This window comes from Streptomyces sp. TS71-3, from assembly GCF_018327685.1.
Taxonomy (GTDB): domain Bacteria; phylum Actinomycetota; class Actinomycetes; order Streptomycetales; family Streptomycetaceae; genus Streptomyces.
In genome coordinates, this window is sequence record NZ_BNEL01000003.1 from 130,467 (window position 1) to 145,655 (window position 15,189).

The 15,189-nt window shown below is 72.3% G+C and carries 7 protein-coding genes and 2 pseudogenes; 1 reads left to right on the plus strand and 8 read right to left on the minus strand.

Annotated elements, in window-relative coordinates; translation table 11 throughout:
- Window positions 1–533: 533 nt before the first annotated feature.
- Window positions 534–1,826, plus strand: a complete 1,293-nt coding sequence (locus Sm713_RS25215) for a cytochrome P450 (RefSeq protein ID WP_249416679.1) — start codon at window positions 534–536, stop codon at window positions 1,824–1,826.
- A 103-nt stretch (window positions 1,827–1,929) separates the two neighbouring features.
- Here the strand turns inward: Sm713_RS25215 and Sm713_RS25220 are convergent, their stop codons facing one another.
- The 8 genes and pseudogenes from Sm713_RS25220 to Sm713_RS25250 form a co-directional block, all read right to left on the minus strand.
- Complete coding sequence (locus tag Sm713_RS25220; RefSeq protein WP_374196067.1) at window positions 1,930–3,108, minus strand: MazG family protein; 1,179 nt, start codon at window positions 3,106–3,108, stop codon at window positions 1,930–1,932.
- A 229-nt stretch (window positions 3,109–3,337) separates the two neighbouring features.
- Window positions 3,338–3,997 carry a SurA N-terminal domain-containing protein gene (locus tag Sm713_RS25225; RefSeq protein ID WP_212912380.1) on the minus strand — a complete coding sequence of 220 codons (660 nt, stop codon included), beginning with the start codon at window positions 3,995–3,997 and terminating at the stop codon, window positions 3,338–3,340.
- Window positions 3,998–4,242: 245 nt separating this feature from the next.
- A complete protein-coding gene (locus Sm713_RS25230; RefSeq protein WP_249416987.1) occupies window positions 4,243–5,802 on the minus strand; it encodes a serine/threonine-protein kinase in 1,560 nt (519 codons plus the stop codon).
- Between the two features lie 56 nt (window positions 5,803–5,858).
- Window positions 5,859–6,599 (minus strand): hypothetical protein, encoded by a 741-nt coding sequence (locus Sm713_RS25235; protein ID WP_212912382.1) that lies wholly within the window; start codon window positions 6,597–6,599, stop codon window positions 5,859–5,861.
- A 247-nt stretch (window positions 6,600–6,846) separates the two neighbouring features.
- Window positions 6,847–7,032: pseudogene (locus Sm713_RS41750) on the minus strand (hypothetical protein); the annotation flags it as partial.
- Window positions 7,033–7,137: 105 nt separating this feature from the next.
- Window positions 7,138–10,554, minus strand: a pseudogene (gene mfd, locus Sm713_RS25240) (transcription-repair coupling factor); the annotation flags it as partial.
- A 331-nt stretch (window positions 10,555–10,885) separates the two neighbouring features.
- Window positions 10,886–13,456, minus strand: coding sequence for an ABC transporter permease (locus Sm713_RS25245; protein ID WP_212912384.1), 2,571 nt, complete (start codon window positions 13,454–13,456; stop codon window positions 10,886–10,888).
- Window positions 13,453–14,271: an ABC transporter ATP-binding protein gene (locus tag Sm713_RS25250; protein ID WP_212912385.1), complete on the minus strand. Its 819-nt coding sequence runs from the start codon at window positions 14,269–14,271 to the stop codon at window positions 13,453–13,455. The genes Sm713_RS25245 and Sm713_RS25250 overlap by 4 nt, the downstream gene beginning before the upstream one ends.
- Window positions 14,272–15,189: the final 918 nt, after the last annotated feature.

Below are 15,189 nucleotides of genomic sequence, written 5' to 3' on the forward strand. Positions count from 1 at the left end.
CTTGACGGGGGCGCCGATGCCGGCCGTTCCCGGAGAGCATGCGAAGGCCTTTCGCGTGGCGGATCTGACGACTATGAAGACGGCCCTGCGCCGCGGACGGTTCACGTGTTCGCGGATGGTTTACGTGTTCGCGGATGGTTCACGTGTACGCGGACGATTCACGTGCAAAACGACGTGCCTGGCGTGCCTGGCGTGCCTGGCATGTCTGCTGTGTCTGGCATGCCTGTCGTGCCTGGCACGCCTCTCCTACCTGGCACGCCCCCCGGGCCTGGCACGCCTGATGTGTCTGGTGTGACTGGCGCGCCGGACCTGATCGATGTGACCGGCGTGACGCATGTGATCGCGCCGCCGGTCGAAGGTGACCGTAGCGACCTCACACGTCCATCACAAGTCGATGCAGCGGAGATCACATCAACGTCACAGTCCTGACACCCCGCCAGGCATCGCCTGTGGCGGCCTCCCTTCGTGGCCCGCCGGGAGCCGCACCCCGCCGGGGGTCGGGCCGGCCGCACGCACCGGATACGGTCGGGGGCGTGACCGACCGGCCCCTTCCCGACGCGCCGCCCGAGCTGTTCAGCCGGGCCTTCGCCACGGACCCGTATCCCGCCTACGCCTGGCTGCGCGAGCACGCTCCGGTGCGGTGGACGCGGCTGCCCAGCGGGGTCGAGGCGTGGCTGGTGACCCGGTACGCGGACGCCCGCGAGGCGCTGGCCGACCCCCGGCTGAGCAAGAACCCGGCGCACCACGCCGAGCCCGCGCACGCCCAGGGCCGCACCGGCATCCCGGGCGAGCGCAAGGCCGAGCTGATGACGCACCTGCTCAACATCGACCCGCCGGACCACACCCGGCTCAGGCGGCTGGTCTCGAAGGCCTTCACGCCGCGCCGGGTCGCCGCCTTCGCGCCCCGCGTCCAGGAGCTGACGGACCGGCTCATCGACGGCTTCGCGGGGCGGGGCTCAGCGGACCTCATCCACGAGTTCGCCTTCCCGCTGCCCATCTACGCCATCTGCGACATGCTGGGCGTACCGGGCGAGGACCAGGACAACTTCCGCGACTGGGCCGGGATGATGATCCGGCACGGCACGGGCCCGCGCGGCGGCGTCGGCAGGGCCGTCAAGAAGATGCGCGGCTACCTGACGGAGCTGATCCACCGCAAGCGCTCCGACCTCGGCGACGACCTGATCTCCGGCCTGATCCGGGCCTCCGACCACGGCGAGCACCTCACCGAGAACGAGGCCGCCGCGATGTGCTTCGTGCTGCTCTTCGCCGGTTTCGAGACCACCGTGAACCTGATCGGCAACGGCACCTACGCCCTCCTCACCCACCCCGGGCAGCGCGACGCCCTGGCGCGGTCGCTGGCCCGCGGCGAGCAGACGCTGCTGGAGACCGGGATAGAGGAGCTGCTGAGGTTCGACGGGCCGGTGGAGCTGGCGACGTGGCGGTTCGCGACGCGTCCCCTCCAGATCGGCGGGCAGCGGATCGCCGAGGGTGAGCCGGTGCTCGTGGTGCTCGCGGCGGCCGACCGGGACCCCGAGCGGTTCGCCCACCCCGACAGGCTCGACCTCAGCCGGGCCGACAACCAGCACCTCGGCTACGGCCACGGCATCCACTACTGCCTGGGCGCCCCGCTCGCCCGCCTGGAGGGCCGCACGGCGCTCGCGACGCTGCTCGACCGGCTCCCCGACCTCCGTCTCGCCCGCGACCCGGCGGACCTGCGCTGGCGCGGCGGCCTGATCATGCGGGGCCTGCGGGAGCTGCCGGTGGCGTTCACGCCGACGGCACCGGCGGCACCGGCGGAGAGCCGGGGAGCGGGCGCGCCTCGGTAGGGGGTACGGCCTCGCAGGGGCCGGTATGGGCGCGCACCGCCCGGTGAGTAAGAGGGCGCCCGCACCGCTCGGTAAAAGGGCGCCCGCTAATCGGGGTACGGCCTCACTGGGAGCGCGGGCCGTCCCGTCGTTCCGCCTCCGCCGTCCGTATCGCGTCCCGGTACGCGCGGGCCGCGGCCCGCAGCGCCGCCTCCGGATCGACGCCCTCGTGCTCGGCGCGCACCGCCAGGGCGAGCAGTTCGTACCCGACGCCCTCGCCGGCCGGCAGCGGTACGCCCAGATCGGCCGTGCGTGCGCGGGAGGCGAGCTTCGCGGCGAGCGCGAGGCCCGGCTGGCCCAGCGGGACGCCCTCAGTGACGGACGTCCTCCGCTTCTCCTCGGCCTTGGTGCGCAGCCAGTGCTCCCTGACGTCCTCGGGGGTCTCGGCGGTGTCGTCCCCGAAGACGTGCGGATGCCGCAGGATCAGCTTGGCGACGATCCCGGCCGCGACATCGTCGATGGAGAACGCGCCGCCTCCCGTGCCGCCCTGCTCCTCCGCGGCCCCCGCCTCGTCCGGGGCGCCGAGCGCGTCCGGGCCGTGGGCCGGGCTCTCGCCGTCCTCCACCTGCTCGTCGTCCTCGACGCCGTCGACGTCCTCGACATCCCCGACGTCCCCAGCGGTGCCCTCCTCGGCGATCCGCGCGTGGAAGACGACCTGGAGGAGCACGTCGCCCAGTTCCTCGCGCAGCTCGTCGCGGTCCCCGTCCTCGATGGCCTCCACCAGCTCGTACGCCTCCTCGATGGCGTACTTCGCCAGGCCCTGGTGGGTCTGCCGCGAGGACCAGGGGCACTCCCCGCGGATCCGGTCCATGACCTGGACGAGGTCGAGCAGCCGCGCGCCGGGCAGATCGTACGAGGCGGGCAGCAGTTCCAGGTCGGGCATGCGGACGCGCCCGGAGCCGGCCAGGTTCGCGAGGCCGTCCGTCAGCCGCGGGTCGCCCTCGCCGGTGGCGACGACCACCACGTCGGCGCCGCCGGCGCACGCGTCCACCAGCTCCTGCGCGGTGGGAGAGGCGTGCTCGACGGTGACGCCCGCCTCCCGCAGGTACGGCATCTGCGGGTGGTCCGGGTCGGCGCACAGCACCCGGTCGGCGCTCCCCAGCGCCTGCCAGGCAGGCCAGGACAGCAGCCCCGGTGCCACCCGGTGGCTCGTGGTGAGCAGGACGATACGGCCGGTCCCGGCTCCGCCGGACTCCGGAACCGCACCGGAGGTGCCGGAGGAACGCGTCGCAGAAGTCTTCACGCCTCGAACGTAACCCAGAACGCGACCTCGACGGCGCCCCTGCTCGGCCCGGCACCGCGGACGCGAGGCCCGTTCATGAGACGCAGGACCCCGCCATAACGCGTGGGAGCCCGTCCACGAGACGTAGGACCCCGTCCATAAGGCGTAGGGCCGCTCCATGAGACGTAAAGGCCCCATCCGCGAAAGGCCCCCACGAGGGGCGCGGTGAGCCGCGCCCCGGGGCGGGGCCCTAAACCTGCTGCTGCGGCGGCGAGCTGACCTCCCGCAGCCACGGAACCTTCGCGTCCACGCGGCTGCTCTTCTTCACGTCCCACGCCCCGTACCGCGGGTTGATGTCGATGTTCATCGACTTCGACGTCGTGCCGAGGTGCTTCCAGAGCGCGGCCTGGCCGTCGGGCGAGTTCATGTTGATGCCGAGCTTCTTTGCGAGCTTCTGGGCCTCCAGCTCGGTGCGCAGGCTCTCGTCCAGGTGCGCGGGGGCGACCGCGTACTGCTCCAGCCAGCCCGTCTCCAGGGCCTTGGCGCCACCCGCCTGGCTCTCCATGCCGGTGCGCATCATCTGCACCTCTTTGCGGCTCGCCGCGACCCCGGCGTCCTGGGCGGCGCGGTGCAGCACCCGGTCCAGCACCATCGTCTGAAGAGTGCTCCGGGTGAGGCCGCCGGTCTTGCCGACGACCTGCTCGTACTGCGTGTCGTCCTTGAGGGCCGACCGGAGGGCGCCCCGGACCTCGTTGACCCGGCCCTCCAACTCGGAGACCGTGATCCGCCGGCCGTCGACGACGGCGGCCGCGCCCGGGTGCGCGTCGTTCCCGCAGCCGGTCAGGAGGGGCGCGGCGGCCAGCAGTGCGGCGGAGCTGACGAGAAGCGCAGTGCGTCGGCGGCGGTGCAAAGGAACCTCCCGAGGCGATTGTGCAACGGAGCACAAGCTTGCGGTGATCGATGTTATGCAGTCCTGGTGGCGGGGGCCACCGATTCGGCGGACTGAATCGACCAACGATTCGGGAACAGCCGGGGCACTCCCTCCCCAACCATCCTTTGTCGTCCGCCCCAATCGTCCCTCGTCGTCCCTTGTCGGCCGCGACCGCGCGGGCGCGATGTCGTCCGCGACCGCGCTCCGTTCGTTCAAGGAACGCTTCAGGCGCGCACCTGCCCCAGCCACTGGAGCGTGCTCTGGATCTCTGCGGCGAACGGATGGCCGGGCCCGTGCCGGAGCCGGGCGTCGTGCAGCAGCTTTCCCAGCGTGTCGTGGGCCGCGGCCTGGTCGCCGAGCGCGAGCAGCAGATGGCCGATGCGGCGCCGGATGTCGAGCGCGACGGACGGCTCGTCCGCGGGGGCGCTCTCCGCGTATGGGTTGGCCGGGTAGGCGGCGCGCTGGTCGTAAGGGGCGGCCGAATCGCGCGGGTCGTGCCGGTGCTCGAAGTGCGGCAGCAGCGCGCGGTACTCGGCCAGGGCCGCCGCCGGCTCGCCGAGCTGCTCCAGGCACTGGGCGGCGTCGTAGCGGAACCGCAGCGACTGCTCGTCGCCCACGCCGCGCTCGGCGGCGCGCTGCTCGGCGAGGTCCCGCAGTTCGGGCAGCGCGCGCCGGTACTGCCCGTCGTCCATCAGCGTGGCCGCGTACTGCTTGCGGAGGGTGCGCACGACCCCCGAGTGCTCGCCGTGCTGGGCCGCGGCGGCCGGCAGGAGCGCACCGAGGGTGTCCACGGCCTGGGTGATGCGGCCCTCTCCGAGCAGCCGTTTGACCTCGTCGATGACCGCTGCGACATCCGTGCGCCCGTCCGCCGGGCCCGCGGGACGGCTCGCTGGACGCGGGGGCACGACGGCACGATCCGGCCAGGGGGCGCCCGGGCGCAGGAAGGGGCGGGTGGGGTCGAGGGCACCGCCCGACGGGGCCCCGTGCGCGCCGCGCACCGGCAGCAGCGGAAGCAGTTCCTCGTAGACCTCCTGCGCGGAGGCGGGCCGGTGCTGGGGGTCCTTGGCGAGCAGCCGGCCCACCAGGGAGTCCAGGGCGGCCGGCACCTCGGGGCGGAGCTGGCGCACCGGCAGGGGCTGCTCGTACAGGTGCCGGTAGAGGACCCCGAGGGCGGTGTTCCCCGCGAACGGGACCGTGCCGCTGAGCAGTTCGTACAGCACCACCCCCAGCGCGTACAGGTCGGTGCCCGGCCCGACGACGCCGCTCATCGCCTGCTCGGGGGCCATGTAGGCGGGGCTGCCGATGGCGGAGCCGGTGTGGGTGAGGCGTGTGGTGTCGGTGTCCATGACGGAGGCGACGCCGAGGTCCAGGATGGTGACGGTGCCGTCCTGGCGCACCATCACGTTCCGCGGCTTGAGGTCGCGGTGCACGACCGGGACGGCGTGCACAGCGCTGAGCACGGCGCACAGTTGCGCGGCGACGGCGACGGCCCACTGCCAGGGGTAGGGCTGGCCCCCGCCGAAGCGCGCGAGGTGGTCGGCGAGGTCGGCGCCGTCCACGTACTGCATGACCAGGTACAGCTCCTCGCCCTCGCTGCCCGCGTCGTGCACGGTCACCAGGCCGGGGTGGTCGACCTGGGCGGTGACCCGGCACTCGCGCAGGAAGCGGCGGCGCAGCCCGTCGGTCTGCTCGGCGTCGGTGCCGGTGGCGATGTCGGGGCGGAGCAGTTTGACCGCGACCCGGCGGTCGAGGCGCCCGTCGTAGGCCGTCCAGACCTGGCCCATGCCGCCCTGTCCGATGAGCTTGGACAGTTCGTAGCGGCCGGCGACGGTGCGGACGCTCACCGGTCCGCCTCCGGGCCCGGCCCGCCCTCGTCACCCTGGCGCCGCAGGTAGTCGCTGAGCTCGTCGAGCTCGGCGCGTACCTGGTCGATACGGGCGTGGGCGGGGCGGCCCGGCGGCGGGGTCACCGGCATCGGGACGGCGTACGGCAGGGGACCCGAGGGTCCCGGCGGCGGAGTACGGTCCCGCCCCGGCGGCGGGGTCCGGTCCCGCCCCGGCATCTCCGGTCCCATCGGCTGCGTCGGGCCGCGGTGGTCGGGCCGGGACGGTGGCGGCCCCGCGGCGGCGTGGTGCTGGGGCACGGTGGCCGGCGGGGGCGGCGTGTGGGGTCCGGGATAGCCGGGGCCCGCGTGCGGCGGCTGCGGCCCGGGGAGGTGCCCGCCGCCGGGGGCCGCGCCCGGCCAGGGGACCTCGAAGTGGCGGATGTCCGCGTACAGGAAGTAGGCCGTGGCACCGACGCCGGTGAACATCAGGATGATCAGCCCGAAGGCGAAGGTACCGGTGCCGGCGACCTGGGCGCCGACGAAGCACAGCAGCGCGAGGGCCGTGGCCCCCACGCCGGTCCAGAACACCGCCCAGTCGGACTTCTTCCTGGTCAACGTGGCCACTCTCAGCAACCCGGCCCAGGACAGGAATCCGAAGCTGAACAGCGAGACCAGTATGAAGATCACGCGCAGCACCACGAGCGTTGCGGTCGAGGGGCGCCGGGACTGCGGCGGCGCAAGACCGGGGCCGTACATGAATGCTCCCAGGAACACGGCGTTGCCGGGCGGCTGCCCGGCTGGGCATACGGCACCTCCCACGTCCGCAAGGCAGTTCTGACTGCTGCGGGCGGCCCGACAGGCGTGCGGGTGCTGCTCCCAGAGCGTATAGGGCGGCTCGAACAGACGGTCATAGGCTGTACGCCCGAGCCTGTCGCGCGCCCGGGCCCCCGCACGCGAGGCGCGCAGGGACCGCCGGCCACGGCACGATCGCGCGGGGCCCCGGCTACGCCCCCAGGATCGACGTCAGGAACTCGCCCGTCCACGACAGCAGTTCGCGTCCCGTCAGCGGCTTGCCGCCCACCTTCGCGGTCTTCGGGCGCGGAACGAGGAGCTGGCGGGTGGCCGCCTTGACGACCGTCCCCGGGTAGAGGCGCTTCAGGCGCAGCTCCTGCGACTCGCGCAACTCCAGCCGGGAAGGCCCCGCGTCGGCACCCTTCGAGGCGCTGTCGGGGGACGATCGAGAGGGGCGCGCGCCAGCGCTCGTTGAGGGGTGGTGGTCGGGTGACGGGAGGGAGAACCGGATCGAGTTGCCCTGGAGGACGATCTCGCCCGCGCCGCACGCCCGCGCCAGCATCCGCAGGCCCGCGACGAGGAGGAGGTTCTCCACCGGCTCGGGCATCTTGCCGTAGCGGTCGGTGAGTTCCTCGCGGACCGCCTTGATGTCCTCCTCGGAGTTGGCCGAGGCGATGGCCCGGTACGCCTGGAGGCGCAGCCGCTCGCCGGGCGCGTAGTCGTGCGGGACGTGCGCGTCGACCGGCAGCTCGATCTTGACCTCCAGCGGCGGCTCCTCCGGGGCCTCGCCGCCCTCGACGGAGGCGCGGTAGTCCGCGACCGCCTCGCCGACCATGCGCACGTACAGGTCGAAGCCGACGCCCGCGATGTGGCCGGACTGCTCGCCGCCGAGGAGGTTGCCCGCGCCGCGGATCTCCAGGTCCTTCATCGCCACGTACATGCCCGCACCCATCTCGGTGTGCTGCGCGATGGTGGCGAGGCGCTCGTGGGCGGTCTCCGTGAGCGGCTTCTCCGGCGGGTAGAGGAAGTAGGCGTAGCCGCGCTCGCGGCCGCGGCCGACGCGGCCGCGGAGCTGGTGGAGCTGGCTCAGGCCGAAGTTGTCGCCGCGCTCGACGATGAGGGTGTTGGCGTTGGAGATGTCGATGCCGGACTCGACGATGGTCGTCGACACCAGCACGTCGAACCTCTTCTCCCAGAAGTCCACCACCACCTGCTCCAGCGCCTGTTCGGACATCTGGCCGTGCGCGGTGGCGATCCGGGCCTCGGGCACGATCTCCCGCAGCCTCGCGGCGGCGCGGTCGATCGACTCGACCCTGTTGTGGATGTAGAAGACCTGGCCCTCGCGGAGCAGCTCGCGGCGGATCGCGGCGCCGATCTGCCGCTCCTCGTAGGGCCCGACGAACGTGAGCACCGGGTGCCGCTCCTCCGGCGGCGTGGTGATCGTCGACATCTCGCGGATGCCCGTCACCGCCATCTCCAGCGTCCGCGGGATGGGAGTGGCGGACATGGTGAGCACGTCCACGTTGGCGCGCAGCTTCTTGAGCTGCTCCTTGTGCTCGACGCCGAACCGCTGCTCCTCGTCGACGATCACGAGCCCGAGGTCCTTGAACCTGGTCTCCGACGAGAACAGCCGGTGGGTGCCGATGACGATGTCCACCGCGCCGTCCCGCAGCCCCTCCAGCACGGCCTTCGCCTCGGTGTCCGTCTGGAACCGGGAGAGCGCCCTGACGGACACCGGGAACTGCCCGTACCGCTCCGAGAACGTGCTGAAGTGCTGCTGCACCAGCAGCGTGGTCGGCACCAGCACGGCGACCTGCTTGCCGTCCTGGACCGCCTTGAACGCGGCGCGCACCGCGATCTCCGTCTTGCCGTAGCCGACGTCGCCGCAGATCAGACGGTCCATGGGGATCGTCTTCTCCATGTCCTCCTTGACCTCGGCGATGGTGGTGAGCTGGTCGGGCGTCTCCGCGTAGGGGAAGGCGTCCTCCAGCTCGCGCTGCCAGGGGGTGTCGGGACCGAAGCCGTACCCGGGCGCGGCCATCCGGGCGGAGTAGAGCCTGATCAGGTCGGCCGCGATCTCCTTGACGGCCTTCTTCGCGCGGGCCTTCGTCTTCGTCCAGTCGGCGCCGCCGAGGCGGTGCAGCGTCGGGGCCTCGCCGCCGACGTACTTGGTGATCTGCTCCAGCTGGTCGGTGGGGATGTAGAGCCGGTCACCGGGCTGGCCGCGCTTGGCCGGGGCGTACTCGACCACCAGGTACTCGCGGGTGGCGCCCTGCACGGTGCGCTGCGCCATCTCGATGTAGCGGCCCACGCCGTGCTGCTCGTGGACGATGTAGTCGCCCGACTCCAGGGTGAGCGGGTCGATGGTCTTGCGGCGCCGGGCCGGCATCCGGGCGCCGTCGCGTCCCGCGGCCTTCTGGCCGGACAGGTCGGTCTCGGTGAGCACGGCGAGGCGCTGCGCGGCGTCGACGAAGCCGTGGTCGATGGAGCCGCACGCCACGTGCACCACGGACGGGGTGAGCCCGGCCAGGTCGGTGTCGAGGCGGGCGGCGATGCCCTCGCCGCCGAGCACCTCCACGGTGCGCGCCGCCGTGCCGTGGCCCTCGGTGACGTAGACCGTGCGCCAGCCGTCGGCGAGCCACTGCTTGGTGTCCGCGAGGGCGCGCGCGGTGTCGCCGCGGTAGCTCTCCGGTGCGTGCATGCCGAGCTTGAGGATGTCCGACGTCTCGTCGGCGTAGTCCTCGGCGAGCGCCTCGTCACCGGCGAACGGTGAGAGCGACCACCACATCATGCCCAGCTCCCGGGCCCGCTCGCGGACGTCCGCGATGGACCACAGGGAGGCCGCGCCGACGTCGATCGGCGCCTGGCCGCCCGCCCGTCGCCCGCCACCACCCTCGACCGAGCGGGCTTCGCCCGTACGCCATGATTCGGCGCTCGCCGCCCACGACGCCTCAAGGAACTCCTGGCTGGTGGCCACCAGGTCGGCAGCCCGGGTGCGCACCCGCTCCGGGTCGCACACCACCGCCATGCTGCGCGCCGGCATCACGTCGAGCAGCAGCTCCATGTCGTCGACCAGGACCGGCGCCAGGGACTCCATGCCCTCCACGGCGATGCCCTCGGCGATCTTGCCGAGCAGCTCGGCCAGCTCGGGGTGGTCCTCGGCCAGCGCGGCGGCGCGCGTCCGTACCTCGTCGGTGAGCAGCAGCTCACGGCAGGGCGGCGCCCACAGGCCGTGCTCGGCGACCTCAAGGGAACGCTGGTCGGCGACCTTGAAGTAGCGGATCTCCTCGATGTCGTCGCCCCAGAACTCGACGCGCAGGGGGTGCTCCTCGGTGGGCGGGAACACATCGAGGATGCCGCCGCGCACCGCGAACTCGCCGCGCTTCTCGACCAGCTCCACGCGCGCGTACGCGGCCGCCGCGAGCGCGTCGACGATCTCCTCCAGATCGGCCTGCATCCCCGTGCGCAACGCCACCGGCTCCAGGTCGCCCAGGCCCTTGACCTGCGGCTGGAGCACGGAACGGACAGCGGCGACGACCACCTGGACGGGGCCCGTCTCGGGGTCGTCCGCGCTGGGGTGGGCGAGCCGGCGCAGCACCGCGAGGCGGCGGCCGACGGTGTCCGAGCGCGGAGAGAGCCGCTCGTGCGGCAGCGTCTCCCAGGAGGGGTACTCCACCACGCCGTCCGGCGGCAGCAGGCTGCGCAGCGCCGCGGCCAGGTCCTCCGCCTCGCGGCCGGTCGCGGTCACGGCCAGTACGGGGCGCCCGGTCTCGCGCGCCAGCGCGGCCACCGAGAGGGGGCGTGCGGCGGGCGGGCCGACCAGGTCGACATGCATACGGTTACCGTCGGTGGCCGCGGTGACCGCTTCCGCCAGGGCCGCGTCCTTGACGACGGCGTCGAGCAGGCCATGCAGGCTCATGAACAGGGTTTCCGTCCGGGTGGGCAGCGCGAACACCGGCCAAGCGCCTTTCTGGCGGGCCGGAGCCTCCAGCCTACGACTCCGAGGAGGCGCCGTGCCGCGCGCGTGGGAGCGGTGACCCCGGGGCTCGCCTTGCCCCCGGGGTCTCTGGGCGCCGGGGGCGGGGGCTTGGGTGACCCGATGTCCCCCGGGGGCGCGAGGCTGTGTCCTGGGGGTACCTCCCGCGCCCCTGTCGGGGCGCACCGCACGGCGCCCGGACGCCTGTGCTGCGTCCGGGCGCCGTGCCCCCCGTTACCCCCGCTCAGTGGTCGGCGATTCGAGCGCTACGCGCTCATTCCGTGGCGATGGCCCCCAGGACGTTCATCCGGCCGGCCCGGAAGGCCGGGAGGAGGGCCGCGACGAGGCCCACGAACGCCGAGCCGATGAAGACCGTGATGATCGTCGGCCAGGGGATGTCCAGGGTGCGCAGGCCCTCCAGGGCCAGCAGCTTCTGGGCCGTGGCCCCCCAGCCCATGCCCAGGCCGAGGCCGAGCAGGGCGCCGAAGAGGGCGATCACCACCGACTCCAGGCGGATCATGCGGCGCAGCTGGCGCCGGGAGAGCCCGATGGCGCGCATCAGGCCGATCTCCCGGGTGCGCTCCACCACCGACAGTGCCAGCGTGTTCACCACGCCGAGCACGGCGACGATGATCGCCAGAGCCAGCAGGGCGTAGACCAGATTGAGGAGCTGGCCTATCTGGTCCTTCAGTTCCTGCTTGAAGTCGGTCTGGTTCTCCACCTTGTACTGCGGGTACGCCGCCAGCGACTTCTTGAGAGCCGCGTAGGCCTGCTTCTCCTGGCCGTCCTTGGCGGCGCCGAACATGAGCAGGTTCTGCGGCACCCGGTCGGCCGGGAGGTACTGCCGGGCCGTCGCGATGCTCATGTACATCGCGCCCTTGTCGATGGACGTGTCGTCCGAGGTGATCGCCGCCACCTTGAGCTTGGCCGTGCTGCCGCCGGTGAAGGCGATGGTGATGCGGTCACCGACCTTCACGTGGTTGCGGCCGGCGTAGTCCGTGCCGACGGACATGGAGTCCTTGCCGTAGGCCGCGGAGAGGTCGCCCTCGGTGGTCTCCCGGCGCAGGTCCGTCGCGTACGACGGGTCCGCGGCGACCAGCTGCTCGTTCTCCGACTTGCCGTTCGGCGCGGTCATCCTGGCGGGGACGCCCAGGTAGTGAGTGACGTGCGCCAGGCCCGGTGTGTTCTCCATGGCCTTCGCGGCCTGCGGGACGATCGTCTGGCCGGTGCTGGACTGCACGATGAAGTCCGCGCCGACCGACCTGTCCAGTTCCTCGGTGGCCGAGGCGACCATGGACGAGCCGACCACGGAGAGGCAGGCGACCAGGGCGAGGCCGATCATCAGCGCCGCGCCGGTGGCGCCGGTGCGGCGCGGGTTGCGCAGTGCGTTGCGCTCGGCCATCCGGCCCACCGGCCCGAAGAACCGCAGGACCACCACGCTGATCACGCGGACCACGCCGCTCGCGAGCAGCGGGCCGACCACGATGAAGCCGATCAGGGAGAGCACCACGCCGAGGCCGAGCCAGAGCGAGCCCTGCATCGCCTTCTCCGCGCCCGCCGAGGCGTAGAGCGCGGCGCCGCCCCCGGCGCTGAGGAGCACGCCCAGGACGCCCCGCACCACACCGGCCCTGCCGTCCGTCGTGTTGCCGGAGTCCCGCAGTGCCGCCATCGGCGAGACCTTCCCGGCGCGGCGGGCCGGGAGGTAGGCGGCGAGCACGGTGACGATGACACCGAGCAGCAGACCGGCGGTGGGAGTCGTCCACTTGACCGTCAGGTCGCCTGTGGACAGCTCCATGCCGAGGCCGGACATCAGCTTCATCAGCCCCACGGCCAGGCCGACTCCTGCCACCACGCCCAGCACCGAGCCGACCACGCCCAGCAGGACGGCCTCGATCAGCACGGAGCGGTTGACCTGCTTGCGGGACGAGCCGATGGCCCGCATCAGACCTATCTCGCGGGTGCGCTGGGCGACCAGCATGGAGAAGGTGTTGATGATCAGGAAGATGCCGACCAGGAACGCGATGCCGGCGAAGCCGAGCATGGCGTACTTCATCACGTCGAGGAAGGAACCGACCGACTTGCGGCTCTCGTCCGCCGACTCCGCCTGCGTCTTCACGGTGAACGAGGAGCCGAGCGCCGAGCTGACCCGCTGCTTGAGCTGGTCGTTGCTCACGCCCTCGTCGGCCGTCATGGTGATCGCCGAGAAGCGGTCGGTGGAGCCGAGCAGCCTGCTCTGCGAGGTGGGCGTGTCGAAGTAGACGATCGCCGCGCCCGGGTTGGTCACCTTGAAGGTGGCTATGCCGGAGATCCGCGCCGTGAGGTCACCGGTGGCGGTGATGGTGCGCAGGCCCTCGCCCAGCTTGAGGTGGTGCTTGTCGGCCGTGTCCGCGTCGACCATCACCTCGGAGGGGCCTCTCGGGGCGTGGCCCGAGGTGATGTCCATCGAACGGCGGTCGTTCTGCGTCCAGTTGCCGGCAATGGTCGGGGCGCCCGTGTCGGAGCCCATGTTCTTGTTGTGGGCGTCGACGACGGTGACCTTCTCGCTGCTCACCGCGCCCTCGGCGGACTTCACGCCGTCCACGGCGCGCACCTTCGCCAGGAGGGAGGAGGGCAGCGACAGCGGCCGGCCGTTGTCCGACTGCGGGCGGTCCTTCTCCACCTTGGGGTTGACCGTGACATCCGCGGCCGTCACGGCGAAGAGCTTGTCGAACGTGGTGTTCATGGTGTCCGTGAACACGAGCGTGCCGCAGACGAACGCCACCGAGAGCAGGACGGCGATGGCGGAGAGCGCCATGCGGCCCTTGTGCGCGAGGAAATTGCGCATCGAGGTCCTGAGGACGGTCATGACCGGCGCCTCCGGGCATCGGAGCGCGGGGCCGGGGACTGCTCGCCGGAGAACCGCAGCATCCGCTCCAGGACCTGGTCCGCGGTGGGGTTGTGCGTCTCGTCGACGATGCGGCCGTCGGCCAGGTACAGGACGCGGTCGGCGTAGGCGGCGGCGACCGGGTCGTGGGTGACCATCACGATGGTCTGGCCGAGCTCGTCGACCGACTGGCGCAGGAAGCCGAGCACCTCGGCACCGGCGCGGGAGTCGAGGTTCCCGGTCGGCTCGTCACCGAAGATGATCTCGGGGCGGGCCGCCAGGGCGCGGGCCACGGCGACCCGCTGCTGCTGCCCTCCGGAGAGCTGGCTCGGACGGTGCTTCAGGCGTCCTCCGAGGTCGACGGTCTTCACCACGCGGTCCAACCACTCGCGGTCCGGCTTGCGGCCGGCTATGTCCATGGGGAGCGTGATGTTCTCCAGGGCGTTGAGCGTCGGCAGCAGGTTGAACGCCTGGAAGATGAAGCCGATGCGGTCCCGCCGCAGCTTGGTGAGCTTCTTGTCCTTCAGGCCCGTGATCTCGGTCTCGTCGAGGAAGATCTGGCCGGACGTCACGGTGTCCAGGCCGGCCAGGCAGTGCATCAGAGTGGACTTGCCGGACCCGGAGGGGCCCATGATCGCGGTGAACCTGCCGCGGTCGATGTCCACGTCGACGCTGTCGAGCGCGACGACGCGGGTCTCGCCGGCGCCGTACGCCTTGACCACCTGCCGGGCACGAGCGGCTGCGGCCGTACGCCCTCCGGCTCCCCCGTGCCTCGGAATGGTTACAGCCGTAGTCACGCTAAGTCTCCTATATCGGTTTCCGATCGGACCGGCCGATCGAAGGGGTGTGTGATGCGGGGATGAGGGGCGGCTGGCAGCTATGGCAGCCGTGCTTCGCTCCGTGCTTCAGTCTGCGTGGCCGGCACGCCCCACCGCGCTGAGGAACAGCGCACTCTTTTCCTGGGGTAAACCCCACCCCCGCACTGCGGTTTCACGCAGTACCGGGGCGGCCGGCCCGCCCGCACGACCCCCGATGCCTCCGGCGCCCGCCCGAGTCCCCCCAGGCCAGGGCGGGCGCCGATCCGCCCGGTCCGTCGTACACAGCAAGGCTAGGCAGCGGCCCGCCGCGCCTCGTCCTCCGGCAGTACGAACGTGCCCCTGCCCGCAGTACGGAGGATCCCCTAGGGGCGCTCCACCCCCCGGAGGAGAAGGTGTAAGGGTCCCCTCCACCCTTCCGCCCACGCAGCATCCACCCTTCCGTCGCGTGAGGGTCAAGCGGAGGCTCCTGCTCAGCGCCTGGGCGCCTGGTTCCACCCGCGGCTACAGGAGGGGCGGGCCGCACAGGGAGCCGACTGGGGGCGGGCTGGGGCCGCGCGGGGCGTGCGGGAGGCGTGGGGGCGGAACAAAGGCCACTCTCACGCCCCATCACCGGCCCGGCTCCACGCCCCGTCACCGGCCCGGCTCCACGGCCGTCACCGGCCCGGCTCCGAGCCCCACGAGGGGGCGCGCACGCCGGCCCCGCCGGCATCCCGTCCGAACGAGTTCGTCCCTGACGGACGAATGGGCGGAGTGTCGCGTTATGTGGTGTTCCTCTTGATCCATCAAGATGTGCGGCACATGGAGTGATACGCGCGTACCGCCGTGGGCGCCGCGCGGCGCGTTCGGGGCCCGTGCCGCGCGGACCGCGCTCCAGTGCGGGAAGAAGCGCGCTCCAGT

Coding starts and splice junctions, on each gene's coding strand:
- Sm713_RS25245 (WP_212912384.1), bottom strand. CDS start 13,456: ATGACCGTCCTCAGGACCTCGATGCGCAATTTCCTCGCGCACAAGGGC.
- Sm713_RS25230 (WP_249416987.1), bottom strand. CDS start 5,802: ATGGGCCAGGTCTGGACGGCCTACGACGGGCGCCTCGACCGCCGGGTC.
- Sm713_RS25235 (WP_212912382.1), bottom strand. CDS start 6,599: ATGTACGGCCCCGGTCTTGCGCCGCCGCAGTCCCGGCGCCCCTCGACC.